This window comes from Pseudomonas sp. Sample_20, assembly GCF_004307585.1.
GTDB lineage: Bacteria > Pseudomonadota > Gammaproteobacteria > Pseudomonadales > Pseudomonadaceae > Aquipseudomonas > Aquipseudomonas atacamensis.
This window is the reverse complement of record NZ_RCOA01000020.1, coordinates 103,731-127,953: the sequence shown is the minus strand read 5'-3', so window position 1 is coordinate 127,953 and position 24,223 is coordinate 103,731. Positions and strand designations below refer to the sequence as shown.

The following is a 24,223-nucleotide window of genomic DNA, read 5'->3' as shown; positions in this document are numbered from 1 at the left end:
GGGCGTCGAGTGCCAATCCACCCACCTCGGCGCCCTCAAAAATAAAGCCCTGAACCAGCTGAGGGTCGAGTCTTGACTGGTCAGGGCTGTGGTGGCGCAAGGTTAGGGGTGCTAGACCTCGCAAGGAGTCTAGCACCCCTTTATCTTTTTACGGCAGGGAGTGTAGTGGTCAACTAATCTCAGACACCGCGTTAAGTTTTTCCGCGGGCGTCAGCCCGCTGTTTGTTGATGGGGGTATCTGGAAGCGTCTGGCTGGAGGCGAGCCGGTCGGGGCTAATGCCCATCGGGTCCTTCAAACGACTGCTCTGCCAAGCTCTTCACCTCTGCGGCTCGGAAGCTTCTCGGTATCGATGCGTTTCCGATACGAAATCGATAAATGCCACTGCTGCGGCAACCGCAAGCCGAGCATGCCTGGGCTGCAGCCCGCGATGTTGGCCGTCCTTGCCATGTCCGGTACCGTACAAACCTCTCAACTGTGTGAGATTGCTGGTCAACTGAGTGAGGTTGCGGAGGATATTCTTGATGTTTTCAGCGCCCTTAGCTGCTTCACTGACTCCGTCGGGAACCAGCTGCAATGCTTTGGTAACCTTCTTCGTCAGATTGCCTAGGTCATCGGCCTTGGTGAACGGAATCTCTCGTTTCGTGAGAATGGACTTACAGCAGCTTTCTACCAGTTCTTTGGCCGTCCCGATCGCCAATTCGGGGTCTGAATCTACGGCATATTCCAGACGTTCAATTTGCTTCGCCATCCATCCGGCGCTCAGCGCCTCGACAACAACTCTCGCTCGCATGACCGACCTGGTTGCGTTCGCTTCTGTCGAAGCGCTGCTTATCAACCGGTAGGAAAAGCGTGGGCGGCCGGCAATTTGCTGCTCCTGGTACAACTCCCAGCCGGCTTTCTGGAGTTGATAGTTGAAATGCTCAACGAGCTTAATCGCTTCTTCTCGTTGGGGACGAACTACGGGGTGCACCGTTTCGCAGAGAAACCGGAGAAATGCCTCAGCGCTCCCATCGAAGAGGTTGAATCTGGAGTCGCTGAAGATCCAGTCATCCTCCCAGTCATCGTTGTTATAGCGATGCTGCCAAATGTCGCCGACAGCGTCTTTGTAGCGACTGTCCGTAGAGGGAAGGGTTTCAAGCTCATATAGCCGACTCAGAAACTCAACATCATTGAGCTCCCCATACCACTTCACGTTCTCTAGACGTAGGCCGTCCGTGATGTTTTGCCGCACCGATTTCGGTAGGTTGGAAGACTTCCCGGAACGCCAATCCACGTGATACTCACGTGCAGGCACGATTAGCGCCGAGTACGCGTCGCTTTGCTCGTGCTCGGTTACCGTCCTCAGCGCGGTTGTGATCCTTTCCTGTAGCTGGACCCGTTTGACCCCGAGCTTGGCGTACTCCAAAGCAGGAATGATGAAGTGGATTTCCCAATAGTTGGTTCCGCCATTCCAGTTGTCGTTGCCTGTCAGCTCCGCATTTGCAGGATGACCACGGACTACCTCCGCCGCCTCATCAGCACCCTCTGCGCGCAGAACCGCGTATACCGTCGCCAAAAGCGGCTCAATTTCGGTTTGCTCCATACGGCCCCCCCCAATTCAGATAACTTAGAGTCATCGTAGCTAGCAGGAAGGGCCATCTGCTATCAAAAACTAGATGCGTCGGTGAAAAAGCTAAACCCGGAGCATGCCCAGCAAACAAGGGGGCCATTCACATGCCTTTCACTTTTCAGCCCTTTCCCTACTTGGGTTCCTCATTCCTTTAACCTGCAAGCGTGCCTTTCCCTTCATGGGTTGAACTGTCGACCGGGGTGTCACCAGGGAAAAGGATCATGGTTTGCATGGGCCGATACTCCTGCCAGGGGAAGGGTCATAGCCGAAAATTAACTAGTGATTGTCCTAACTTCGTATTTAGTGGTGTTGATCATCAAGTTGACAGCTCTAGACAACACACTTGCCTCACTGCCGGCTGAATATCAGCGCTCCAGGCCATCTAAGCTCTTAATAACCAGGCATTCCTAGTTTCAACTCGAACACACAAGCAAGGGCGTCGCGAGCTATCCAAACCGCAAGATGTTGGATGATTTGTCGGATGACAAACTCTCACAGTGGCAGGTACGCTCGGCGCTCTACCCTAGGACAACTGGTATAGTCCATGCGAAAACAAGCAGGCTATCCAGGCAAAGCAGGAGCGCTTATCCATGCTAGACACCACTCTTTCTGATCAACAACTGATCGACACCTTCCTCCCCCAGATCTTGGAAAACGAAGCCAAGGGCGTGCTTCAGGATCTGCTCGCTCAGCCCACTCTAGCCATGCAGTTTCTTTTCTTTTCAGAAGAGGCAACCCGAAAGGCCATCAAGCATGTAGTGGGAATTTTTGACGAGTGCTACCGAGCAGGGCAACTGAAGGTTGCCATGAGCCATGAAAATGGCTGCTTCTACGGCTATGCGTTGATGTTCGTTCATCCAGACCCGAACGTTCCACGCTATTGTCACAAAATCTTTGTTTTCCCAGATTTTCGCGGCCACGGTATTGGATCACAGATTCTCAATGCGCTGATCGACGATGCGCGCGATACGCACCTGTTGTGCGGCTATGACCTAGTAGATTTCTACGAGAATGCTGGGCTTGAGCAAAAAGGCGCATTCGCGGTTCCTGGGAAGCAGCAAGGATTTGCACTGACTCAAGGGATGTACGCTGACCTGGTCGTGATGGGCACACCAGGATCAAGTGTGGCGGCAGGTGTGTTCATGCTCAACGATGACGACGTAAAGGCGCTCTTGGCTTGCGCATGACTAACCTAAGCCAGCCTGGAAAAAAGCGCCGCACCGTGCGATGCATGAACTGCTGATCAAAGCAGGTTTCAGAGAGCCGCCAAACGTAACAGTCGTGCCAATGAGAGATTGCTGAACCTAATGAAATACATTCTGTTTTTCGTCGCTGCCGCATCGACTTTGTGGCAACTGAGTTTTCAATACCATTCCTGGTGGCATTTTATTCTGCTGTCAGCAATATCCGTCTCATGGATTCTCGGCACGGTATACACCTATGACTGTATTCAAGCTTTGACTGGACGAAGCTCTCCCTATTACAGGGAGTTTTATGGTGAGCTGAATAAAGATTTCTGTATAGCACTACTTAGCGGATTATCACTTACATTCATTATAAACATCTCTTCGGCGGACTACAGCCTGTCAAGCATTGACATAGCTTTTGCTGGCTTCCCATTTTTATTGTTAAGCGTGTACGACAGCTTTGCGTTGCAAAAACGAAAGATCGTCGGTGCCCGACTTCCTAAGGCCATAACGCGTTCCTTGATTGGACTTCAGCTTTTCATCATAGGCGTATTTAACTATTACCTGATACAGATTAACTCCGGTGCATTCGCGCCCGCAGAATCCCTGTGGATTCAGATAACACTCTTATTGACCGCCCTGTGTCTTTGTGTGTTTTCGCACCTGATGGTTTTCATTCTTACAAAGCAGAGAATGGAGATCTCTCCTACGATACTTGAACTATTTGAAAGTATTGAAATGAGCAAAGGCGTTTATAGGCAGGCTGGCGAAATGGCAGAACAGTGGAATAAAATTGTATTTGATAAAAAGCTAGAGCAACGTAAGAAAAAAGCTAAAAAGCACAAGCGCTGAAACATCCGGTTCGGGCTGCTGTACACCTACCAAGCAATGGCCGTAGCCACTGGCCTGTTTCTAATGGGTACGGGATCGCCTACGTTTGCAGGCAAAAGTCGGATTCAGCCATGGTGGCCGCATTTTGCGTTTCCTGCGGGCGCGGTAGCAAGGATAAAACGGCGAGATTTGATCAGCGCAACACACTTACAATCCGCAGACAGATCCATCGATGAGTAAACCTTTACTGCCACTTAGAGTTAAAACTGTCGCAGCCAGAATCGATGCGGCCTCCCGCTCGGTCAAGAGCGCCGGACGGGGGGAAGCGCGAACCCCGTACTGTAGGCTGATCGTCCTGGCCTTGTGCGTGGCCAGACTCCGTCCCGCCCAAGACCCCTACCCCAATATGAAGTGATGGCACAAAGCCTTCCATCGAAGATCTATGCACCCTATACTGTTTATACATACAGACCACCCTGCGCGCCCCATCTTCTCCCGTTTTAACCAGATTGGAGCAATTGATGCCATCAACCGACTTCATAGAATTCAAGACCTTGGCTGACATCCAAAGTCACTTCGAAATCGCCCTAGACCTGCTGCTTAAAAAAGAGAATTTCAGCCACGGGGTGTGGCCTTATAAACTCTATCAACCTGAAGCAAGCTGCCAGTATGAAAAGCTTGGTAAACGATGTGCTCAGCAGCACCAAAAAGGTTACGTCGTAGGTTGTACCGATGGCTCCGTGGTTCTGATCGGTCATTGCTGCGCTCACAAGTACCTCAGCTTGGATGACGAATCGGTCAAAGCAGGCTTCAAGCAGCTTGATATGAACCAGCGGCAATCAATCCGCCGCCGTAAGGTGGAATCGCTACTCAAGAAGCGGCAATCCTACGTGGAGCAGGGCAAAGCCCTTCACATGCAACACAGGGATTTGCAAGCGCGGATCACTGAGTTGCACAACGCACTACCCCGGCAGATTTGGCATAAATTAATCGACCGCTGGAAGACGAATAGGCTAGAGGTGGTCTGGGAATATCAGATAACCAAGACAGGTACCGATAATGGAAAGAAAGTGGTCGAGAGAACCTGGTACCCGAGTTCCTACGGCAAGCTCACCGGGTTGGGAGCATGGCTTGAACTGGACTATCAAACGTACGCCGGGCAGATATCAGACTACCGTAAACAGCTCGAACTCATCCCTGCCAAAGAACACCTGACTAACGCTGAAATCGATCACGCAGAATCCACTCTCAATAAAGTGGCTGCTATCACGAGCATGGAGCGAGAACTCGGAGCCCTGTCCAAAATGCTGAGCGACTTTTACGAGCCATCCAATTTGGTACGTGCAGTTCAACTCACCAGCAATCAAGCCGTTCGGGCGGAAACTGTAGTCGCTGTGCACCGGCTAACGGGGGAAATTCTGGCGATGACGCCCGAACGGTTCATTGCGGATATTGATGTCGCTCTGAAGCGCAAACACGATGCAACCGGATTACGCATTCAGCAGTGACGAACCTTAGGATGACCTAAGCTAAGAAACAGCATCACTAGACTGCAGGCCCAGTTCAATCCCATCTGGCGGGGAAAACTAGCGTCAGCTGTGATTAAGCACGGGCCTTAGGAGAGGATCTGGTGTACATCAGCTCTCATTTTTCAGGCGCCCAACTTGCATCGCCCGGTCTGGACGTGGATAACCGCGGCGGCCGCCAGGATCGGCCAGAGCAGCAAAGCGGACGGAGATATCCCCCCATCCATCAGGCGAGCGACTTCAGACACCAGTGTGTGAGCAGCAGTAGCGCGGACCCGAAAGAGATCTATTGCCTAGGTATCAGGTTGCTAATGACGTTGAGCAAGGGACGCGGGGGCTTTTCAGCGCCAAGGATAGGAGCGCATACCATCTCATGAAGTGGTGTAAGCAGCATTGCCGAGGTGGGTGGTTTGAAGATCGCGTGGTAGGTAGCAAGTACCAAAATCATTGCAGAATTAGAAAAGCCCGCTGTGGAAGCGGGCTGTCAAGCGTCTCCAAGGGGAGGCAACGAGCCAACAAAATCTCGGAGCTAGCTCTCAGAGAATACCCAATCGGCTCATCACCTACCATCTAGCTCTAGCGAGAACATTGGCAATGCCTATTCTCGTGAACAATGCTCAAACAAATTGGATAGCATCAAAAACTCACGACCCAAAGGCGTGCCGGTAGCATCTTCCATTCACCTCACCACCCAGACTATGCTTGCAGATAGCCCTTAGCCATTAAACTATCCATCACCGCTAAGGATCAGCCGCTAACATGGAGGTTGATAGTGAAGTTTGATCTAAGAAATGCAATCAATAGCATATCTGATGTGGTGATGAATCGACCCGCACCGTTGCGCGAGTTCGACCAGATCTACATGAAAGTCGCGGATATGGTCATTCAGGCCGAGTACGTCGCAAGGGTCTTCGATGGGAAGAAGGTTGTCTTCGTTGGTGACGGCGATGGAATAGCCCTCTCCGCTGCTCACCTCAAAGCCCAAGATGTGATCAGTTATGGGCCGAAATCAATCACGCTTCTGGATTTCGATGAGCGTATCGTCAACTCCGTACAGCGATTCGGTGAGAAGCTAGCACCCAAGATCGAGATCACTGCCCATCTCTATAACGTGGCTGACCCTCTTCCTACCGAGCATTTTGGCGCCTACGACGGTTTCCATATCAACCCGCCCTGGGGAGCGAGTAACGGTGGCCAAAGCGTAACGGCGTTTCTGGAGCGAGGCAGCCAGGCTACCAACGAGCGAGGTCTTGGCATTGTTGTCATTGCTGATGATCCGGATCTTCCTTGGACTCAAGAGGTGCTCAGAGATACGCAGCTCAGGGCCATAGAACTGGGTTACGTCGTCTCTGAAATGCTTCCGCAGCTCCATCTCTACCACCTCGATGACGCACCTGACCTGCGTTCCTGCTCATGCTTGTTCCGCAGGGTGGTCCCAGGTTTGATGGAAAAGACCTCGGAGAAGCTGTCAGCCGAACGCCTCCGAAATTTCTACGGAAAGGACAATCCGCTGATTTACAAGCACGTGCGAGAAATCCCCAGCCTCAACGTAAATCGTGAGGCAGAGCAGCGCTACTCCCTCGAACATTATCAGGAGGTTCCGGATGCCTAACCCGCTTGCGAATGGCCAAGGCGTGATCTTCATGAAGGTGGGGCTTCACGCTTCCGAGACACTCGAAGATATCGTGGAAAGGAAGCGTCGAGAGTTCGATGAGGCCGGTTCAATTTTCTGGGGATACGGAGGAAGCTCCTGCCATCCTCGCACGATGGTCCAGCCGTTTGGTAGGGCTATGCAGGAGGAAGGAAAACATCTCCTTATCATCATGAACGAGATGAACTCCAAGCATTCGGCCCCCCCGGTAGCTGCATCTCAGTACTCTGAAGATGGCGTGGACTGGCAGGCTGTTCCAAGAGGTATCGAGGTACGTGGTTCACGATTTGCGCTTGTCCTGGATGAACTGAAAACGGAGGAGTTTGAGGTCAACCTGAACGACTTCCATGTCGGTGTAGGCCAATCGCGTGGGCGAATTGCAGCTGAATACTTGAAAGGGCAAAACGATAAGGGCTGCCTGATCTATAACGAGCCGCACATCCCACCACCTCCTGAGCAACGGATCATCAAGCAGATTGGCTTAATTGCTCGCGTTAAACCCCCTTACGCGGTGTTCCTCAGGGACTGATAAGGAGAATCCAGGGATGGGAAGGCTGATCTATTTGACCGGAGCACCGGCTACCGGCAAATCGACGCTGACCGAGCGGTTGGCCAGTTTACCTGGCCAAGTCCGCGTATTTACCTACAGCAAGGAGCTAGCTCGCGTCGTTTCCGAGCGTACGGGCCCGGTGACGCAAGACGATATGCGAGAGAAATCCGCAGCCCTGATAACGCGCCAAGATGTCGAGCGAATCGACAGAGAACTGATTGCGGTCGCGGCAACGCTCAAAAAAGAAGGCGGCAATCTCGTAGTCGACTCTCACCCCGTTACGATCGAAACGTTCGGTTTCAGGGTGACGCCATTCGCAAAAGCGCAGTTGCATGACCTCGCGCCAGACGTGATTGTTTGCCTCTACGCGGATGCGCAGACACTCTCAGATCGTATCAAGGCAGATCCTGCCGGCCGCCCGTTGCCGAAGGCAAGCGACCTGCGCCGACATGTGACCCTTCAATGCGAGATTGCCTCGCTTTATGCGTTCGAGACGGGAGCAGAGCTGTACTTTCTGGACGCAGGGAAACCAGGTGAGGAGGTACTGCAGAATTTCCTGAAGGTTTCCAAGCTGCTCCGCTCAGACGGCCACTGACAAGCCAGATTCAAAGTCGAAAAGATCAAGAGTAACTGGCGAAGTGAGAGCGGGCTGGGATTGGCCGCGAAGGCTCGACACGAGTGCACTCCAGTCCTTCAAATCGCCGCTGGTCGAGACCTCGCTGATGCGTTCCAAATCTTGAACAGTCAAAAGCGAAGGATCACTGAGCTGAACAGCATACGGAGCCTCCATGGTGGCGGTGAAGCTCACTGCATACTTTCTGGCGGCATTTCCGTTGAGCGCGTGGTTGGCGTTTTTTACGACGGCAGTAACCTGCGAAGCACCTAGCGGCTTATCACTGGAAAAATTCCTAAGGTGGGCTGCGGTCACCTCTATCTCCGTACCACCGCCCAGCCGCTGATCCGACCTGCAGACCAGAGCGTAGTGACTCGATTTGCGCCGTCCTGAAGGAAGGTCGGCTCGACTGGTAATCAAGACGTGTTTGGGGAGAGGCATGACGTTACCTCGCCCATCAACCCAACTGTTCCAGACAAAGATGTCTTCAGGGCGAACGTCAATGTCCTTCGGCTTGCTGAACATCGGCGAGAACAGAACCTGCATTTCGCCATCAATGGATGCCGCGGCATCGCGAGCATTGTCTCCAAGCGACTGACCAATGCCCCAGAAGAAAAGACCGTCCCCGAGCTGACGCTCCCACTCCTTGCGACGCACGATAAGGTCCAGGCCTTCGCCTGATTCGACGCCCATTTTGGTCCAGCAGAAAGTGGAAGGGATCATGAGGTGTGGGTCCAAAGGTCAAATAACAAGGACAAGCGTACCAAAAATCTATTCATTTGTGTAGGCGAATAGCCTATAGTGAATATCATGAGTAGCACCAAGATCCAGCTCGTCTATAACCAAATCATAGAATCCATCAAGGCAGACTCCCGCAGTGATGCTGAAATATCAAGGCAAAGCGGGGTTTCTCAGCCAACTGTATGGAGGCTTCGCAATGGCCACAAACCTAGGCTAAGGTACAGCGAGCAATTCAATAAGCTTTGCACCTTCTACGGGGTTAATGAATTGGCCGCCCCCCTAGGGCATGGTTCATTGGAGACTGAACTGAAGGATGCAATAATGTCTGTATGGGATGGCTCGGATGTTCATGCCCGGGCGTTGATTAAGGTAGTTCGGAGCCTGAAAGGGCTTGCAGCGAACTCTGTCGGTCAATCGGTCCCGCTTTCTGCTCAAGGAGGTCGCAATGCCGGCCACTCAAATTGATCGAATCTTCGGGGCGCTAGAGTCAGCCGGTTATCCCCGTGAATTCCAGAGCTCTCTGCTACCCGACTGGGTGACCAGCGAGATGCTGCAGGATGAGGGGGCGACTCTCGAAGTCGCATCAATCCTGGCCAAGCGACTGGGGCTGCGTGTCGCTCCCTTGTTCTCCGACAGTCCTGGACTCGAAGAACTCCGGCGCCGTGACATCAAGTACAAGCGCTCTATTCCCAACAAATCGAAGAACCTCAGCGCTGCGACCTCACTAGCGATGTTTGTCGCAGAGTCTATTGCCTACGCGACCCCCTACGAATACACCCCCTTTCCACAAGACCCTTTGCAGCTCCGAGATGAGATTTTAGGAACGGAAGGTGGGAATTGGCTGGGTCTGCGTAACATGCTGCAAGCATGCTGGCGTCATGGCGTACCTGTGATCTATTTGGAACAGGTATGCGAAGGGCTACCAAAGATGGATGGCATGGTCACCATGCTCGAAGGGCGACCTGTCATTATCTTGTCCAAAAAAAGCAGGTCGTGGGCCTGGCAGTCATTCATTATCGCCCATGAGATCGGGCACTGTGCTTTAGGACATATCGATCCAGACGAAATCTTGATCGACGAGACACTCGGCGAGCAGTCGTATGCACTAGATGATCCTGATGCAGACGAGCAGGCGGCAGATCAGTTTGCGATTACCCTGCTGAACGGTCGGGAAAACGCGACCTACGGCAATGGCACAGGCAACATGTCCGCAGCAGGGCTTGCAGATGCGGCTATGCAATACGGTAAGGCAAACCATGTGGACCCCGGTCATGTGGTACTAAATTTTGCCAAACACAATGATGCTTGGGCACTAGGAATGGCCGCGATCAACCTTCTACAGGCGGGGGCCAAACCGGCCGGCATCGTCGTCAACGATTTGCTCTGGCGTTGCATTAAGCCAGAGGTTCTCCCGGACGACACCATCGATCTCCTCTACCGTGTGGCTCCAGCCGAATAGGATTTCGTATGGCGCTGAAATTGTTCATCGATAATGACGTGATTCTCAAACTGGCCCAGTACGGAATACTGGAGCAGCTCCCAAAGCTTTTTACTCGGAGTGGTGCGATCCAGGTGTTGGTTCTGGACTCCGCTCGTTACAAGCTACTGCCGAAGCAGAACCCGCTCAAACTATGCAAAAGCGAGGAAGCTGCCACCCAGATCGCAACGCTACTGGGCTTGGCGGAAAAAGTATCAGTTGCAGAAGTTGATCTGGATGTCCTTGAGCAACTGTACGCCGTGCCTGGAATTGATGCCGGCGAAGCACTGCTCTTTGCAGCAGCCGCCGCAGATCCTGACAGCGTCATTTTGACTGGCGACAAACGCGCACTAAATGGACTAGGTGAGCACCTTCTCGAAGCGCTAGCCCCTAGTTTGAGGAGAAAGGTCATTACGCTTGAAGGGCTGATCCAGGGTTTCGTTGAACTTGACCACCCACGTACGCAACACGCCATCCGCTCCAATCCTGCTGTTGATAAAGCTCTATCAATGATCTTTGGCGTTTCGGCCGCTGCATCCGAGGTAAGCGTACAGGCAGGACTGAACTCGTACATCGGGCACGTTCGCAAATTGCTGGGGGAAGTAATCAATAACGGTCCACCTTTTGACTGAGTAGCCAGCAGGCGCGTTCGGGCCTCGTCGCGGGGGGACGATCCTTCACCATGTTCGAGGTTGTTCCACAACAGCCCGAGGATAATTTCGGGCTTGCTTCCAGGGATGAATTTTTTCCGTGATGGCCGATGGCTCGGAGGCCCTAATGAACATTACCTCGGCTTTTTGAGGTTTGAGGACGGCGACTGTGACTCCATGTATTGATGAAAGGCTAGCGTTAGTTCTTCGTCGGTCGCCACTGGAAGCGGTTTTCGACGGGTCGCTTTGGTCGGAGTTTTCTCCTCCGGCTTGGCGATCTCCCTCAATAGGGAGCGTTCAGTCTCGGTAGCCGACGAATCGAAGACCCTTGTCTGTACACGCTGATCGCGATCTGCCCGGTTAAAGCTCACCACGTTCGACTTGAATTCAACAGGTAAATCAAATGGACAGCACAGGTCCAGATGCGCCCCGTGGGTACCCTTGTTGATGACCTGCAATTGCAACTCTTCGACCTCCTTCGCGCTGCTGGTGTATGCGCTGGACCTGTAGGCCTTTTGGAGGTCTTCGACTTCAATCCGATTTCTACTAGCGGCTCGGCATTCGATGTAAGCGAGCTTTACCAGCTGCACAGCGAGCCGCTTGATACCAAAGGTGGAACGGTAAAGCTCAGCCGCAAATTCGTCCTTACCTGAATTGATACGGCCGCCACTGACCCTCATGCACTCGCCTATGTATTCTGCCCAATCCTGGCTCCTTGGATCCTCGGGCAGCATTATCCTTGGTTCGGAAAGCAGCCTCTGCTTGTCCTCACTGTTGCGACGAAGCAGCTTGTGCACGAGGCTGTAGTTGGACACAAAAATCATTGGCACTCCGATGGCTACCATCGTCAGCAGTATGTCGGTCACTTTGGACGCGCCCATGCCGGTGTTGATGTGCTGTGTCTCATCCATAACAACAGTTGAAACTCCGTCCCGGTTGGCGCGACGGCGACACTCCACAAGCAGTTTTGCCAGATTGCCACCACGCCCGTCATGACCGCTTCCATGAACGAAATCCAGCAGGAGCTGCTTACCACTCGCTTTCCCGCGGGCGCTCGCGTACCACATAGAGGTAAGCTCGATGCTGCCCTCGAACAGGTCACAAGTGAGCTCTACCGGTGGGGGCATTGCTCTTCGAAGAGCAGCAATCGTCTGGCTTTTCCCCACCCCAGCCAGACCGGTAAGGCAAATCGGTGAAGCCTCCACGTCGGGAGGGTTGAAGATCCTGCCAGCGTACTCAGCCTCGCTCCTGAAAACTTTGAGGTTGTGCAGATATGCCAAACCGATCATTTCTTCAATGAAACTGAGCGAGAACTGGCTGGGGAGGTACATCTCCTTGAGCCGCTCAGCGAGTAGCTCAGCACCGAGCATGGGGGGAAGCGTCTCCAAATCCGGTACCGGATCTGGTCGAACGGTAACTCGACTACGGATGCTTTCAATATCCATATAACCGTCGAAACGGGCTTCGATGGTTCTGTTCATTTTTTAGCGCCTCTGAATCGATTGAAATCGTCCCTGTCGCGCAGGGCAGCGCCGCCTTTTGAGGGCCGTCCGATTTTTCTCTCGCCAGCGTTCCAGTCCTCGCCTGTACTCCTTTTGAATCTGTCTTCGAAATGTTGTTCATGCGCAGGGCGCTCATCTCTAAGATCAGCAGCAGCTCCTCGACGCACCTGGTCAACCGACTGAAGATCACGCAGGGAAATATCGATAGAGCCATACGAGCTACGCGATGGCCGCACAAAGTCTAATTCGTACAAGGCTCCTTTAATTTCGATCCATATATGACGAACACACATGACCAAAACATATGCTGAAGTATTGATGACGCCTTGCCGAGCCACCAAGTCAAATACTCCTGTTTCTTCCAGCGCACGGGATCGATATTTTCGCCCGTAAAAATAGACACCGTCCTTTCTTATCGCAGCTGGCCGTACATCCAAAAACTGCCTCACAGCAGTATCGAAGGGAACGCCAATCGAGGAGTCTCGTCCTCGCATACTCCAATAGCAGTAAATGTCATGTGGGGTTGGCTTAATGCCGGCCAGAATCATCTCCTCGTCCATGCGCTTTCCAGCGTCAGAGGTATGGTTATCCTTCAGGACCCGCAGAATCTCGCGCTTGGCCATCTGCACGAAATCAAGCTTGCTGTGAAAATAGGTCGGCTGCCCCAACGCCTTCTTTTCTCTCGGGTGAGAGGATTCGACAGTAGCCTTGGATTGGCCTGAGTAGACTGGTGTCAGCTCTACCGACTTTAACCAGTGAATCTCTGGCTCTACTTCGTAGCCTGCAGCAGGTCCTCTATCAAGCACGATGCCACCCGACAAGCCAGCACTTGGCCATTCCTCGGCGCTGATTTCAATACCGTACTGCTCGCAGAATTTGACCTTGTCACATGCCATGCAGTAGATCGCCATGTGATAGGCGGCCATATTTTCTTTGCCTTCTGAAAAGCCAATGCCAAGCACCATCCCTGACAACGCACAAACAGCACGGACGACACAGAAGCTGTCAACCGCACTGCCTTCAGTCAATCCAGAGAGTTTCTCGGAAATATAATATCCGTCGAACTCAATCCGCTGATTCACATTGATGAGGTTATCGGCAAAACTTCCCTCTGAACCAGATTGAGCACGAGCGCGATGCTTTCCTTTCAAAGCGATACGCAGCTCTTTTGCGCTTATCAATTTAGATATCCAGTACCTAAACTGCGGGAAAGAAGGGAATGGCTCACCTTGCGGATGTCTATACTCCACTGTCTTCCCGGCCAACTTGTATGCAATGCAACCAAACTCTCCCGTAAGGATGTCGCTGTAGATCTTGTTTTGAGTTTTGTGGGGAGATTTACTGGCGAGGAACCCCTTCAGTAGCATCTGCTGCATGACTGCATCGCAACGGTAACCATGTCTCTTTCCCTTGCGAGAGGGCCGGCCAAGCTTCTTCGTACGCCCAGGTCCTTCTCGATTCCATGCCCCAATACGATGGAGAGGTGGCAGCAAGGACCACTTGGTCCGGCCAAACACCACGTAGGAATAGAACCAGAGCCTCGTCCTGGCTGCGTTCTGATGGGGTCGTTGAGCTTTGGCGTAGGCGTTAATCAGGGCATCAGGATCATCGCTCGCGAGGATTTCGTTTTGGCGAGCAACCAAGCCGGATATGGCAGCAAAGCGCTTGTTCACCTTCTGCTCGTAGCTTTCTTTCGTTGAAACTCGCCGGTGTTCCAGGTAGTCGATGGCCACACCTTCGACGGGCGTAAGCCATGGAGGAGTAGAATCAGCCGGGCCATCTTCAAGCAGCCACCCATCCTCGACTGCCTCCTCAAAATCGATCCGGCTCAGTTGAAGCAGGTGCGTGCTGATGTGCTTTCCATCGTCCTTGAATTCGACCAAGCGAACACGGTTTCGCTGGCCATCGCTGACTAGGAAGTGGTAGACATCGCCTTGTGTGAGGTTGCGAAACCCTCCCGGAGCGATGATTCGCGAGCCTGCCCTCATGGCGCGGCCTCTTCGAAAAGCGAGCCGAACTCCTGGAGCAGATCGCATCCACCGGTAATCAGCGGGCGATCGATCAAGATAGGTTCGCTGAAATCGACCTGAAGCTTTCGGTCCCAAATAAGTTGGTAGATCTTGGCAATGAATTGGTCCCGGAAACCCCACCTAGCACCGTAGTCAATCGCCGTGTAGGCCACTGGCTTCCCAGCCTGCACGGCATCAGCCACCGCACCGCCGAAATCTTCGAGCAGATTCGGTTCAAGTGAGAAATCAAGACCGTGCATACCAAACAACAGGTCTAGATTTGCCTGGATCGTCGGCGATAGCAGATCACGGAAAACCTCTACGGTTCGAATGCCGGCGCTTTCGTAGTATCGCCGTTCAAGCTCTCCCCGGAGTTCGGCATGCTCGCGGTCCTTCTTCTGCTGAACAGGGGTCTTCGCAGACCTGCTCCGACGTTCTCGAAATGCTTCGGCCTGGTCCTTGACAGTCCAGTTGATAGCGAACGGTTCTCCTCGACAATTGAGGAGATAGAGCAGAAGGTCGCCCTGGTATGGGTATGGGATCCAACGCCTGCTACCGCTCGCGTCTTCGATTACGATTTCATGATGCTTAAAACCGATCTCCCTCGCGATATCCACGGTTCCGCGGAGAGGGGCCGGAAATGTGCCCTTCGTCCGCGGATGCCCTCTCAATGGATGCCCTGTATTCACAGGCCAAAGCATTTTCTGCTCGTGCAGCTCAAAAAGGTCAGGGTGGTAGAGGGCTAATTGCGCAAACACTTTTTCCGGGTTGGAAAGGAGATGAAGCGTGCGCCCCAACTTTCGGCTATGCAGCCTGCTGATTCGAGACCCTTTTGGTGCTTCTCGGGGAACCGCCAACGTGGACGGTACATATTCCCGACCCCATTCGAACCGGGTCTGGCGATTCATGATCAGGTCAAATCGTTCCTGCGGTTTCATCCAAGCTTTCCAAGCTAACCAGATTTCCCAGCGAATGCGCGTTGGGGATAACAACGTGCACACCGGCGAAACCCTTATCCTGCGGGCAGGTAACCGCGTATCCGGTTGTGGATAACGCGGAGATTCTTGTGGATGAGCGAGTCCGTGCGAAACTTGACGTCTCACATGCAAGGAATAGACAATGGGCAAGTCAGGTGGCTTGTCTGACTTATCCACAAGGGCCCAAGGTCGCACTTGGGCCTTTGTCTAACTGACTTCCAGCGCTCTCGTTTAGCTAGCTGTCATCCGAATTTCTTTCGATAGCTCTACCTTAGGCGTCGCCGCCGATTGTGATCCGGCCGCGAGCTCTCCATACCATTTCGCCGTCTCGCTTACGCAGCGCGTTGAGCCGCTAGGACGGTTAACTAAACATGTTAACGCTGGAAATTCCTAGCTGACAACAAGTTTGAGCATAATCTTACTTAACTTTTTCAAGCCATCCGATAGATCTACTTTCTGCATGTACGGAGCGCACACAAGATTCCGGTCCATTCCATGCCTATGCCGCCCCAGGGCGCCTCCAGGCGCAGGCAAAGACAGCTTAAAACTAGTATGCCTAACCCCCTATACGTTGATAATTTATAGGAATTACGACGAAAAAATAATGGACTAAACTCATATGCTTTGAGGGAGGAGCATATGAACCTCACAGGTAAAAAATTACCATTGCTTCATTGGCTCCCTGATGAATGCTTTTATAGTTTATGTAGTCGCCAGCATATTCTGTGGGGTAATCAATCACCTAGAGATACGCTGAATTTTATTTTCGGAAGCGACACTAAAAACTTTTCCCATGACTTTCCAAGCAATCTGGGTTTACTAAGCGATTGTGCAAAATCTGTTTGGGGCCATTCACAGGAAATAATAACCGCCCACACTATTTCACCTATATTCTTTCCATTTCAATCATCTCAACACGTTCAGGAACTCAAGCAGGCATTGATCGGCTCCAATATTGGATCGATTAAATATCGACTCGGGCTTGTGACGGGACGCTTCGGTGGAGAGCACCCTTTAAAGGCGTGTATGAAATGTATGGCAGCAGACCAATCAGACTTTGGGTCCAAATATTGGCACCTATCTCACCAGATTCCCGGCGTAACAACCTGCCCGGTGCATGGAATTTTGCTCTCAGAGTCAAACGAAAACAGACAGTGGTCTAGGGGGCTTCAGTGGCTTATTCCCGATGAATTAACACTTAGGGTGCCTGCTCAGTCAGTGGCAGATCCAGCAACCCTCGCAGCACTCCAAAGCATGTCTGACTCAGCTGTAGCATTGTGGAAACTAGGTACCACCTGTCGGTTTGATCTAACTACAGTTGCTCAGGTCTACAAGGAAGCCTTCAGTAATCTGGGCGGCTTCCAGAAGGCGCGTGACGCCGCAGCCGACTGTTTTTCGGAAAATTGTGCAAAGCTCAAGGAGTTCCCGCCTTTCACAGCTTTGCCAACCTCTCGTAGGCGAGCCTTAGGATTCATTGCCCAAATGACTCGCAACCCCCGTGGTTCCTGCCATCCGTTAAAGCATCTGACCCTGATTTGGTGGCTTTTCGGAAGCTTAGAATCATTTGTCAAGTCATACCAACACGCTTTGAATCAGAAAAAGCTTCCAGCGTCTAACCGACTTCAAAACTCAATACTGGCTGATACTGCCGCTGTAGCATGTTCAAACCCAAGAAGGGGAAATGGAACACCGAAACCTAAAAAACTATTCAGTGATTTAAAAGAACAGATCCTAGGAGCACTAGTAGCTGGGAGCAGTAAGAAAGAGGCCTGCGATACATATGGAGTATCAATAAGCACTGTGAACCGAATACTGCGTTTAAACCCAGGAATCGACCAGCAATTTAAAAAAATTGTAAAACTCAAACGGCTTGAGGAACAACGAAACTTATGGACTAGAGCTGTAAATAAGTCGCCTAACGCCAGCGCGAACCTCATTAAGCGCCTCGTTCCCAGTGTCTATGCATGGCTCTATAGAAACGACCGCCTTTGGTTATTTTCGCAAACGGCCTCTCTACCAAGTGGTAGGATTGGTAACTACGTCGCAATTAACTGGGACGACCGTGATGAGAGTCTATGTGGGTTGGTTGTGAAAGCCTTCATAGCGTGTTCTGACGACCGTAAGAAAATCCGTAAACGTGACCTGTACCGAATAGTCCCTAACCTTTTTTCTTCGCTTGAGCAGAAACTTCACTATCCAAAAACGAGGCAGCTTCTATCCGAGATACTTCAATAGTTGACATTACAGTCAATCATACGAGTTATTTGTAAGTTACCGCCAGTCGTATATGCCCCCGAAGTTTCATGGCAGCGTCAGCATTACCGTTGAGTGATTTCTTGAGAACCGACAAGCAACAGGTTGAGAATTTTCATTGAGTCAACAAACGCCACAGCCCTGGAAATAGAATTGCAGTCAGCTAAATCAGATCGCCTATCAGCGTTCTCAGCCAGCGGGTAGTGGGCCTGCGCTCCAGCTCCCGCCGGCCTCATTCAGTAACCCCGCCTTAACAGTAAACGCCGTACTCGATCCTCATCAGCAGTTCGCGGACCTGACTAAAACCCTTCGAGTTCTGCAAAAGGCAACAGGGAGTGCGGCTGTCTAAGCCAAGCGCAGGACGCGTTAACCAAGCAGAAGCTAGACGACCGTTGCCAAGGACGTGGGTCGCCTGGCCCTGAACCTGTTCCCTCCGCGCAACGAAACAACGGTATTGGCCGCTCCAGCAACAGAGAGGAGCGGAAGAACAGGGAGCGAGCAGATCTATTGTAAGCATATGGCCTCCGTTCCCACGCAGAACGCTAGGGTAAGGCTTACCTTACTGCAATAGTCGGACACTAGCGCCGTCAACGGATGACTGGTAACCCTGCGGGGAGACGCTCGTGGTTACTGGAGCCCAACCGGTTGCTCCAAGCCGACGAACCTTAGGGAGTGAAGCCTTTACCAGTTCAGGCTTGAGTTGATGCCCCTTGCGCCGGGGATGAGGTAGGTTACAGCAGGGATATATCCTTGGCCGAAGGTCTCGGTGTGGATTTCCGAGGTAGCCTATGACATCGCTGCATATCCATGAGCTTACTCCAAGACGATAATCTTCCTCTACGTAGTGCTCATGGCCATCACTATAAACTCGATAAGTATTCCAATAGGAATTGATAGGTACAGGGCTTGGTTCAAGACGTAAGCAATCGCCCAGAAAATCATCAAAACTATCGTAAACGACCGCCAGCAACTCCAGCATCTCATATCGTCGCCCATCGGTATCAAAAAATTCGAAGAATGGGCGCTGACCTAATTCAACTTTTGCTATAAGTTGCTCTATATCCTGCCTCAAGCCGCGTGCAAAAATATAAGAATCGGTATCCTTGACCTTATTTACGAGAACATCTAGAGCCGTTTCCGCTGCGATATGATACTTGAGGGAACAGGCTCTTTCGAAGAACTGTGCCAGACGCAGTGCCAGAGGGTCCTTATTAGCCGTAGGCTCCGCCTCTCCTAGATTATGCCCCGCACATCCACCCCACATCACCTGAACAGCGTGGCCATCACGAGAGAACGGCTGCGCACAGAATTGGCAGTAGGAGAGCAGACTGACGTTATGCTTTGCGCAGACGGTTACATGAGGATGAATACGTCTCCAGTATGAGTAGCCTAGGAGCCGCATATCTTCATTTACGCACGACGGGCAATAGGCACGGGTATCCGCAAGAGAGTCAAAGCGGTAAGACTGCTGTATGAACTCTGACCCCGAATACGATAAGTTACCCCGTGACTTGAAGACGCTTCGAAAAGGGAAGTCGGAGTGCAAATGCACCAACTTATTAAATCCATAACAACCATGCCATTCCATAACATTTGCAATGAAGACTACCTGCCAGCTAGTCCAATGAAAGTAACGGAGGCCTGGCTCTTTCAAAATATCTAAATCAGTATTATTTAACTGTAGGAAAAGGTTCCGCTCAACATACGAACGGAGCGATTCATCAGGTTGGATTCGCAACAGCATGGGGGCGGCCGGTCCCTGGGAACAGGAAAGGTAGGGGGTCATGCGATGGGCTACGGGCTTCGCAGGAGGCGGTGAGGCAGCCCTCCGACTCCTGCGACAGTTTTAATTCTCCCGCGACAGTTTTAATTCTCTAAAACCAAAGCGTAGATCATCTGTGGATAACTTATTCCACGGTCACCGATTTCGCCAGGTTGCGCGGCTGATCAACGTCGGTGCCCTTGAGCACGGCGACGTAGTACGACAACAGTTGCAACGGGATCGTATAAAGGATCGGCGAGAGAATGTCGTGGATGTGCGGCATTTGCACCACGTGGGTACCTTCGCCGTTGGTCATCGCAGCCTTCTCATCCGCGAACACGATCAACTCGCCGCCGCGAGCGCGGACTTCCTGCAGGTTGGACTTGAGCTTCTCCAGCAGTTCGTTGTTCGGCGCGACAGTGACCACCGGCATGTCGTTATCCACAAGTGCCAGCGGGCCGTGCTTGAGCTCGCCGGCCGGATAGGCTTCAGCGTGGATGTAGGAGATCTCCTTGAGCTTCAAGGCACCCTCCATCGCGACCGGGAATTGCGCACCACGGCCGAGGAACAGGGTGTGGTTTTTCTCGGCGAACAGCTCGGCGATTTTTTCCACGGTGCTGTCCATCGCCAGCGCTTCGCCGAGACGGGTCGGCAGGCGACGCAGTTCTTCGACGAGTGTGGCTTCGACGCCGTTAGCCAGAGTGCCGCGCACCTGACCCAGCGATAGAGTCAGCAGCAACAGGCCGACCAGTTGCGTGGTGAAGGCTTTGGTCGAGGCCACGCCGATTTCGCGACCGGCCTGCGTCAACAGGGTCAGATCGGATTCACGCACCAGCGAGCTGATGCCGACGTTGCAGATCGCCAGGCTGGCGAGGAAACCCAGCTCCTTGGCATTGCGCAGCGCCGCGAGGGTGTCCGCGGTTTCGCCAGACTGCGAGATGGTCACGAACAGCGTGTCCGGCTGCACTACCACTTTGCGATAACGGAATTCGCTGGCGACTTCGACCTGGCACGGAATACCGGCCAGTTCTTCGAGCCAGTAACGCGCGACCATACCGGCGTGATAGCTCGTGCCGCAGGCGACGATCTGCACATTGCGCACTTTGGCGAACAGCTCGGCGGCTTGCGGACCGAATGCCTCAACCAGCACCTGATTGGTGCCCAGACGACCTTCGAGGGTGCGCTGAACCACGGTCGGTTGTTCGTGGATTTCCTTGAGCATGTAGTGGCGGAACTCACCCTTGTCGGCGGCTTCGGCACCATCGGTGTACTGCACGGTAGCGCGTTCGACGGCATTGCCGGTTACATCCCAAATCTGCACGCTGTCGCGACGGATTTCAGCGATATCGCCTTCTTCCAAATACATGAAGCGGTCAGTGACCTGACGCAGAGCCAACTGGTCGGAAGCGAGGAAATTCTCGCCCAAGCCCAAGCCGATCACCAATGGACTGCCACTGCGCGCGGCAACCAGACGATCCGGTTGCTGTGCGTTGATCACTGCCAGACCGTAGGCGCCATGCAGCTCCTTGACGGTCGCTTTGAGCGCGGCAGTCAGGTCCGGTTGTTCCTTGAGCTTGTGGGTCAGCAGGTGCGCGATGACTTCGGTGTCGGTGTCCGAGCTGAACGCATAGCCCAGCGCTTTCAGCTGTTCGCGCAGGGCTTCGTGGTTCTCGATGATGCCGTTGTGCACCACCGCAATGTCACCGGAAAAATGCGGGTGGGCATTGCGCTCGCACGGCGCGCCATGGGTAGCCCAACGGGTGTGGGCGATACCGAGACGGCCGGCCAGCGGCTGTTCGGCCAGCGCGGTTTCCAGTTCGCTGACCTTGCCCGGACGGCGCATGCGTTCCAGGGTCTGGTCGTTGGTATAAACCGCCACACCGGCGCTGTCATAGCCGCGGTATTCGAGGCGCTTCAGGCCTTCAAGAAGGATGGCGGTGATATTACGTTCAGCTACTGCGCCGACAATGCCACACATGGTTATTTCTCCTGACTGACAGCCGCACAGATCAACGTGATCCCTCGGGCCTGAAGCTGATCGCGTGCCTCGACGGGCAGGCGATCATCGGTAATAAGGGTATGGATGCTGCTCCAGGGCAGCTCCAGGTTGGGAATCTTGCGACCGATCTTGTCGGCCTCGACCATGACGATCACTTCTCGCGCAACGTCGGCCATTACCCGGCTGAGGCCGAGCAGTTCATTGAAGGTGGTGGTGCCGCGCACCAGATCGATGCCGTCGGCGCCGATGAACAGTTGGTCGAAGTCGTAAGAGCGTAGTACCTGCTCGGCGACCTGGCCCTGAAAGGATTCCGAGTGCGGATCCCAAGTGCCGCCGGTCATCAGCAGCACCGGCTCGTGTTCCAGTTCGCTCAAGGCATTGGCGACATGCAGCGAGTTGGTCATCACCACCAGACCCGGTTGCTGGCCCAGTTCGGGAATCATCGCGGCGGTGGTGCTGCCGCTGTCGATGATGATGCGCGCGTGCTCGCGGATGCGCTTGACCGCCGCGCGGGCGATCGCCTGCTTGTACTTCGAAATACTCTGCGCCGTTTCTGCGACCAGCTCTTGCGGCATGGTGATCGCACCGCCGTAACGACGCAGCAACAGACCATGGGTTTCCAGCGCAGCGAGATCCTTGCGAATCGTAACTTCGGAAGTTTCGAAACGCTTGGCCAGCTCATCCACACTGACTTCGCCCTGCTCGTTGAGCAAGGCGAGGATGTTATGACGACGCTGAGGAGTGTTGCGTTTGGACATGGCGGCTTAAGTTTCGATTCGAAATATAACGCAAGCAATGAAACTCTATCGAAAGGTTGCCGTCAAGACGCGGGGAGAAAAATTCAGAAAGATTGAAATGACTGTGGGAGCGAGCCCGCTCGCAAAAGGGCAGTCTCAGCCACTGAAAACGTGACTGACAAACCGCATTCGCGAGCAGGCTCGCTCCCACAGGAGGTTGTGGATAAATCAGGATTTCTTGATTTTTTCCGGCCGCTTCCAGCCGTCAATGTTCTTCTGACGGGCTCGGCCAACCGCCAGCTGAGCGTTATCCACATTTTGCGTGATGGTCGAGCCGGCAGCGGTAGTTGCACCGTTGGAGATATCCACAGGCGCAACCAGCGAGTTATTGGAACCGATGAATACATCAGCGCCCAAAACGGTTTTCCACTTATTGGCGCCATCGTAGTTGCAGGTGATGGTGCCGGCGCCGATGTTGGTGCGCGCGCCGATCTCGGCATCGCCCAGGTAGGTCAGGTGGCCAGCCTTGGCACCCTCGCCCATGTGGGCGTTTTTGAGCTCAACGAAGTTACCCACATGGGCGCGCGCTTCGAGCACAGTGCCCGGGCGCAAACGCGCGAAGGGACCGGCGTCGCTGCCTTCACCGAGAATGGCCCCTTCGATATGACTGTTGGCCTTGATCACCACGCCTTTGCGCAGGGTACTGTCCTTGATCACGCAGTTCGGGCCGATCTGTACGTCGTCTTCAATGATCACCTTGCCTTCCAAGATCACGTTGATATCGATCAGCACATCGCGGCCGACGCTGACTTCGCCACGCACATCGAAACGCGCCGGGTCACGCAGGGTCACGCCTTGAGCCATCAGGCGACGGCCGGCGCGCAACTGGTAATGACGCTCCAGTTCAGAGAGCTGCTTGCGATCATTGGCACCCTGCACTTCCATCGGGTCGTGCGGCTGTTCGGTAGCCACCACCAGACCATCGCTGACCGCCATTTCGATTACGTCGGTGAGGTAGTACTCGCCCTGCGCGTTGTTGTTCGACAGGCGACTCATCCAGTCTGCCAGGCGATTGGCCGGCACAGCGAGGATGCCGGTGTTGCCTTCGGTGATCGCACGTTGCGCTTCGCTGGCGTCTTTGTGCTCGACGATTGCCGCGACCTTGCCGTCAGCATCACGCACGATGCGGCCGTAACCGGTCGGGTCATCCAGCTCGACAGTGAGCAAACCCATCTGGCCCGGCACGACATGCTTGAGCAGACGTTGCAGGGTTTCCACTTCAATCAGCGGCACATCGCCGTAAAGAATCAGCACAGTGTCGGCATCAATGAACGGCACCGCTTGGGCGGTGGCATGGCCAGTGCCCAATTGCTTGTCCTGCAACACGAAATTCAGATCATCAGCTGCCAGACGCTCACGCACCACATCAGCACCGTGACCGATCACCACGTGAATGCGTTGTGGATCAAGTTGCCGAGCGCTGTGGATAACATGGCCGAGCATGGAGTTGCCGGCAATCGGGTGCAGCACCTTGGGCAGCGCGGAGCGCATGCGAGTGCCTTGACCGGCCGCGAGGATAACGATTTCGAGAGACATGACTGGCTACCAATCCTGGGTGGTCAGCAACTGCGACCGGTTTGTGGGAATTCGGAAAAGAAAAAAGGGTAGCCGAGGCTACCCTTTTTTATCAATCGCACAATAAGCGGCTGACGGATTAACCGCCAAACTTCTTGCGGATCTGCTGGACGGTGCGCAGCTGGGCTGCAGCCTCGGCCAGACGTGTGGCAGCGGCGCCGTAATCGAAGTCCGCGCCTTTTTCGTTCAGGGCATTCTCGGCAGCCTTGAGAGCTGCCTGAGCCTGAGCTTCATCCAGGTCGGCAGCACGTTGCACGGTATCGGCAAGTACCTTGACCATGTTCGGCTGAACCTCGAGGAAACCACCGGAGATGTAGAACACCTCGGCTTCCCCGCCTTGCTTGATCAGGCGGATCGGACCCGGCTTGAGATTAGTGATCAGCGGCGCGTGACCCAGAGCGATACCAAGATCACCCAGTGCACCGTGCGCAATCACCATCTCGACCAGGCCGGAAAAGATTTCCCCTTCCGCGCTGACGATATCGCAATGGACTGTCATAGCCATCTGATTGC

19 protein-coding genes are annotated in these 24,223 nt (G+C 53.5%); 9 read left to right on the top strand and 10 right to left on the bottom strand.

Annotated features, from left to right (window positions below; translation table 11 throughout):
• Nucleotides 1–317: 317 nt before the first annotated feature.
• Nucleotides 318–1,583, bottom strand: coding sequence for an abortive infection family protein (locus tag D8U70_RS04260; RefSeq protein ID WP_130928357.1), 1,266 nt, complete (start codon nt 1,581–1,583; stop codon nt 318–320).
• Between the two features lie 617 nt (nt 1,584–2,200).
• Here D8U70_RS04260 and D8U70_RS04255 point away from each other — a divergent pair.
• The 6 genes from D8U70_RS04255 to D8U70_RS04230 all read left to right on the top strand — a co-directional run bounded on the left by D8U70_RS04255 (nt 2,201) and on the right by D8U70_RS04230 (nt 7,950).
• Nucleotides 2,201–2,797, top strand: coding sequence for a GNAT family N-acetyltransferase (locus tag D8U70_RS04255; protein ID WP_130928356.1), 597 nt, complete (start codon nt 2,201–2,203; stop codon nt 2,795–2,797).
• 120 nt (nt 2,798–2,917) lie between these two features.
• Nucleotides 2,918–3,649: a hypothetical protein gene (locus tag D8U70_RS04250; protein WP_130928355.1), complete on the top strand. Its 732-nt coding sequence runs from the start codon at nt 2,918–2,920 to the stop codon at nt 3,647–3,649.
• A 500-nt stretch (nt 3,650–4,149) separates the two neighbouring features.
• Entirely contained in the window at nt 4,150–5,136 is a 987-nt protein-coding gene (locus D8U70_RS04245; RefSeq protein ID WP_130928354.1) for a hypothetical protein, read from the top strand.
• Between the two features lie 790 nt (nt 5,137–5,926).
• Complete coding sequence (locus D8U70_RS04240) at nt 5,927–6,766, top strand: bis-aminopropyl spermidine synthase family protein (protein ID WP_130928353.1); 840 nt, start codon at nt 5,927–5,929, stop codon at nt 6,764–6,766.
• Nucleotides 6,759–7,334 (top strand): hypothetical protein, encoded by a 576-nt coding sequence (locus D8U70_RS04235; protein ID WP_130928352.1) that lies wholly within the window; start codon nt 6,759–6,761, stop codon nt 7,332–7,334. The genes D8U70_RS04240 and D8U70_RS04235 overlap by 8 nt, the downstream gene beginning before the upstream one ends.
• Nucleotides 7,335–7,350: 16 nt before the next feature.
• Nucleotides 7,351–7,950 (top strand): ATP-binding protein, encoded by a 600-nt coding sequence (locus D8U70_RS04230; protein ID WP_130928351.1) that lies wholly within the window; start codon nt 7,351–7,353, stop codon nt 7,948–7,950.
• On the opposite strand, the gene D8U70_RS04225 is transcribed toward D8U70_RS04230, so the two are convergent.
• Entirely contained in the window at nt 7,936–8,691 is a 756-nt protein-coding gene (locus D8U70_RS04225; RefSeq protein ID WP_177433944.1) for a hypothetical protein, read from the bottom strand. The genes D8U70_RS04230 and D8U70_RS04225 overlap by 15 nt on opposite strands.
• Nucleotides 8,692–9,154: 463 nt before the next feature.
• On the opposite strand from D8U70_RS04225, the gene D8U70_RS04215 reads away from it, so the two are divergent.
• Together D8U70_RS04215 and D8U70_RS04210 are read left to right on the top strand one after the other, a co-directional pair.
• Entirely contained in the window at nt 9,155–10,168 is a 1,014-nt protein-coding gene (locus D8U70_RS04215) for a hypothetical protein (protein WP_130928348.1), read from the top strand.
• Between the two features lie 8 nt (nt 10,169–10,176).
• Entirely contained in the window at nt 10,177–10,818 is a 642-nt protein-coding gene (locus D8U70_RS04210; RefSeq protein WP_130928347.1) for a hypothetical protein, read from the top strand.
• Nucleotides 10,819–10,970: 152 nt separating this feature from the next.
• Here D8U70_RS04210 and D8U70_RS04205 read toward each other — a convergent pair whose 3' ends face one another.
• From D8U70_RS04205 to D8U70_RS04195, 3 genes are read right to left on the bottom strand one after another with little or no spacing between them, the layout of a single operon-like run.
• Entirely contained in the window at nt 10,971–12,317 is a 1,347-nt protein-coding gene (locus D8U70_RS04205) for an AAA family ATPase (RefSeq protein ID WP_130928346.1), read from the bottom strand.
• On the bottom strand, nt 12,314–14,326 hold the full coding sequence (locus tag D8U70_RS27910; RefSeq protein ID WP_130928345.1) for a transposase: 2,013 nt from the start codon (nt 14,324–14,326) through the stop codon (nt 12,314–12,316). The genes D8U70_RS04205 and D8U70_RS27910 overlap by 4 nt, the downstream gene beginning before the upstream one ends.
• Complete coding sequence (locus tag D8U70_RS04195; protein ID WP_130928344.1) at nt 14,323–15,285, bottom strand: transposase; 963 nt, start codon at nt 15,283–15,285, stop codon at nt 14,323–14,325. Before D8U70_RS04195 ends, D8U70_RS27910 begins: the two co-directional genes overlap by 4 nt.
• A 678-nt stretch (nt 15,286–15,963) precedes the next feature.
• Here D8U70_RS04195 and D8U70_RS04190 point away from each other — a divergent pair.
• On the top strand, nt 15,964–17,559 hold the full coding sequence (locus D8U70_RS04190; protein ID WP_130928343.1) for a TnsD family Tn7-like transposition protein: 1,596 nt from the start codon (nt 15,964–15,966) through the stop codon (nt 17,557–17,559).
• Between the two features lie 577 nt (nt 17,560–18,136).
• Here D8U70_RS04190 and D8U70_RS04180 read toward each other — a convergent pair.
• The 5 genes from D8U70_RS04180 to D8U70_RS04160 form a co-directional block, all read right to left on the bottom strand.
• Nucleotides 18,137–19,321: a hypothetical protein gene (locus tag D8U70_RS04180; RefSeq protein ID WP_130928341.1), complete on the bottom strand. Its 1,185-nt coding sequence runs from the start codon at nt 19,319–19,321 to the stop codon at nt 18,137–18,139.
• 163 nt (nt 19,322–19,484) lie between these two features.
• Nucleotides 19,485–21,317, bottom strand: coding sequence for a glutamine--fructose-6-phosphate transaminase (isomerizing) (gene glmS / locus D8U70_RS04175; RefSeq protein ID WP_130928340.1), 1,833 nt, complete (start codon nt 21,315–21,317; stop codon nt 19,485–19,487).
• Between the two features lie 2 nt (nt 21,318–21,319).
• A complete protein-coding gene (locus tag D8U70_RS04170) occupies nt 21,320–22,096 on the bottom strand; it encodes a DeoR family transcriptional regulator (protein WP_041476528.1) in 777 nt (258 codons plus the stop codon).
• Nucleotides 22,097–22,303: 207 nt separating this feature from the next.
• Nucleotides 22,304–23,671: a bifunctional UDP-N-acetylglucosamine diphosphorylase/glucosamine-1-phosphate N-acetyltransferase GlmU gene (gene glmU, locus D8U70_RS04165; protein ID WP_130928339.1), complete on the bottom strand. Its 1,368-nt coding sequence runs from the start codon at nt 23,669–23,671 to the stop codon at nt 22,304–22,306.
• 118 nt (nt 23,672–23,789) lie between these two features.
• Nucleotides 23,790–24,215, bottom strand: coding sequence for a F0F1 ATP synthase subunit epsilon (locus tag D8U70_RS04160; RefSeq protein ID WP_016772407.1), 426 nt, complete (start codon nt 24,213–24,215; stop codon nt 23,790–23,792).
• Nucleotides 24,216–24,223: the final 8 nt, after the last annotated feature.

Bases quoted from the DNA above. Each gene is read 5' to 3' on its own strand.
- D8U70_RS04260 (WP_130928357.1), bottom strand. From the start codon at position 1,583: ATGGAGCAAACCGAAATTGAGCCGCTTTTGGCGACGGTATACGCGGTT.
- D8U70_RS04255 (WP_130928356.1), top strand. From the start codon at position 2,201: ATGCTAGACACCACTCTTTCTGATCAACAACTGATCGACACCTTCCTC.
- D8U70_RS04250 (WP_130928355.1), top strand. From the start codon at position 2,918: ATGAAATACATTCTGTTTTTCGTCGCTGCCGCATCGACTTTGTGGCAA.
- D8U70_RS04245 (WP_130928354.1), top strand. From the start codon at position 4,150: ATGCCATCAACCGACTTCATAGAATTCAAGACCTTGGCTGACATCCAA.
- D8U70_RS04235 (WP_130928352.1), top strand. From the start codon at position 6,759: ATGCCTAACCCGCTTGCGAATGGCCAAGGCGTGATCTTCATGAAGGTG.
- D8U70_RS04230 (WP_130928351.1), top strand. From the start codon at position 7,351: ATGGGAAGGCTGATCTATTTGACCGGAGCACCGGCTACCGGCAAATCG.
- D8U70_RS04225 (WP_177433944.1), bottom strand. From the start codon at position 8,691: ATGATCCCTTCCACTTTCTGCTGGACCAAAATGGGCGTCGAATCAGGC.
- D8U70_RS04215 (WP_130928348.1), top strand. From the start codon at position 9,155: ATGCCGGCCACTCAAATTGATCGAATCTTCGGGGCGCTAGAGTCAGCC.
- D8U70_RS04210 (WP_130928347.1), top strand. From the start codon at position 10,177: ATGGCGCTGAAATTGTTCATCGATAATGACGTGATTCTCAAACTGGCC.
- D8U70_RS04205 (WP_130928346.1), bottom strand. From the start codon at position 12,317: ATGAACAGAACCATCGAAGCCCGTTTCGACGGTTATATGGATATTGAA.
- D8U70_RS27910 (WP_130928345.1), bottom strand. From the start codon at position 14,326: ATGAGGGCAGGCTCGCGAATCATCGCTCCGGGAGGGTTTCGCAACCTC.
- D8U70_RS04195 (WP_130928344.1), bottom strand. From the start codon at position 15,285: ATGAAACCGCAGGAACGATTTGACCTGATCATGAATCGCCAGACCCGG.
- D8U70_RS04190 (WP_130928343.1), top strand. From the start codon at position 15,964: ATGAACCTCACAGGTAAAAAATTACCATTGCTTCATTGGCTCCCTGAT.
- D8U70_RS04180 (WP_130928341.1), bottom strand. From the start codon at position 19,321: ATGCTGTTGCGAATCCAACCTGATGAATCGCTCCGTTCGTATGTTGAG.
- glmS (WP_130928340.1), bottom strand. From the start codon at position 21,317: ATGTGTGGCATTGTCGGCGCAGTAGCTGAACGTAATATCACCGCCATC.
- D8U70_RS04170 (WP_041476528.1), bottom strand. From the start codon at position 22,096: ATGTCCAAACGCAACACTCCTCAGCGTCGTCATAACATCCTCGCCTTG.
- glmU (WP_130928339.1), bottom strand. From the start codon at position 23,671: ATGTCTCTCGAAATCGTTATCCTCGCGGCCGGTCAAGGCACTCGCATG.
- D8U70_RS04160 (WP_016772407.1), bottom strand. From the start codon at position 24,215: ATGGCTATGACAGTCCATTGCGATATCGTCAGCGCGGAAGGGGAAATC.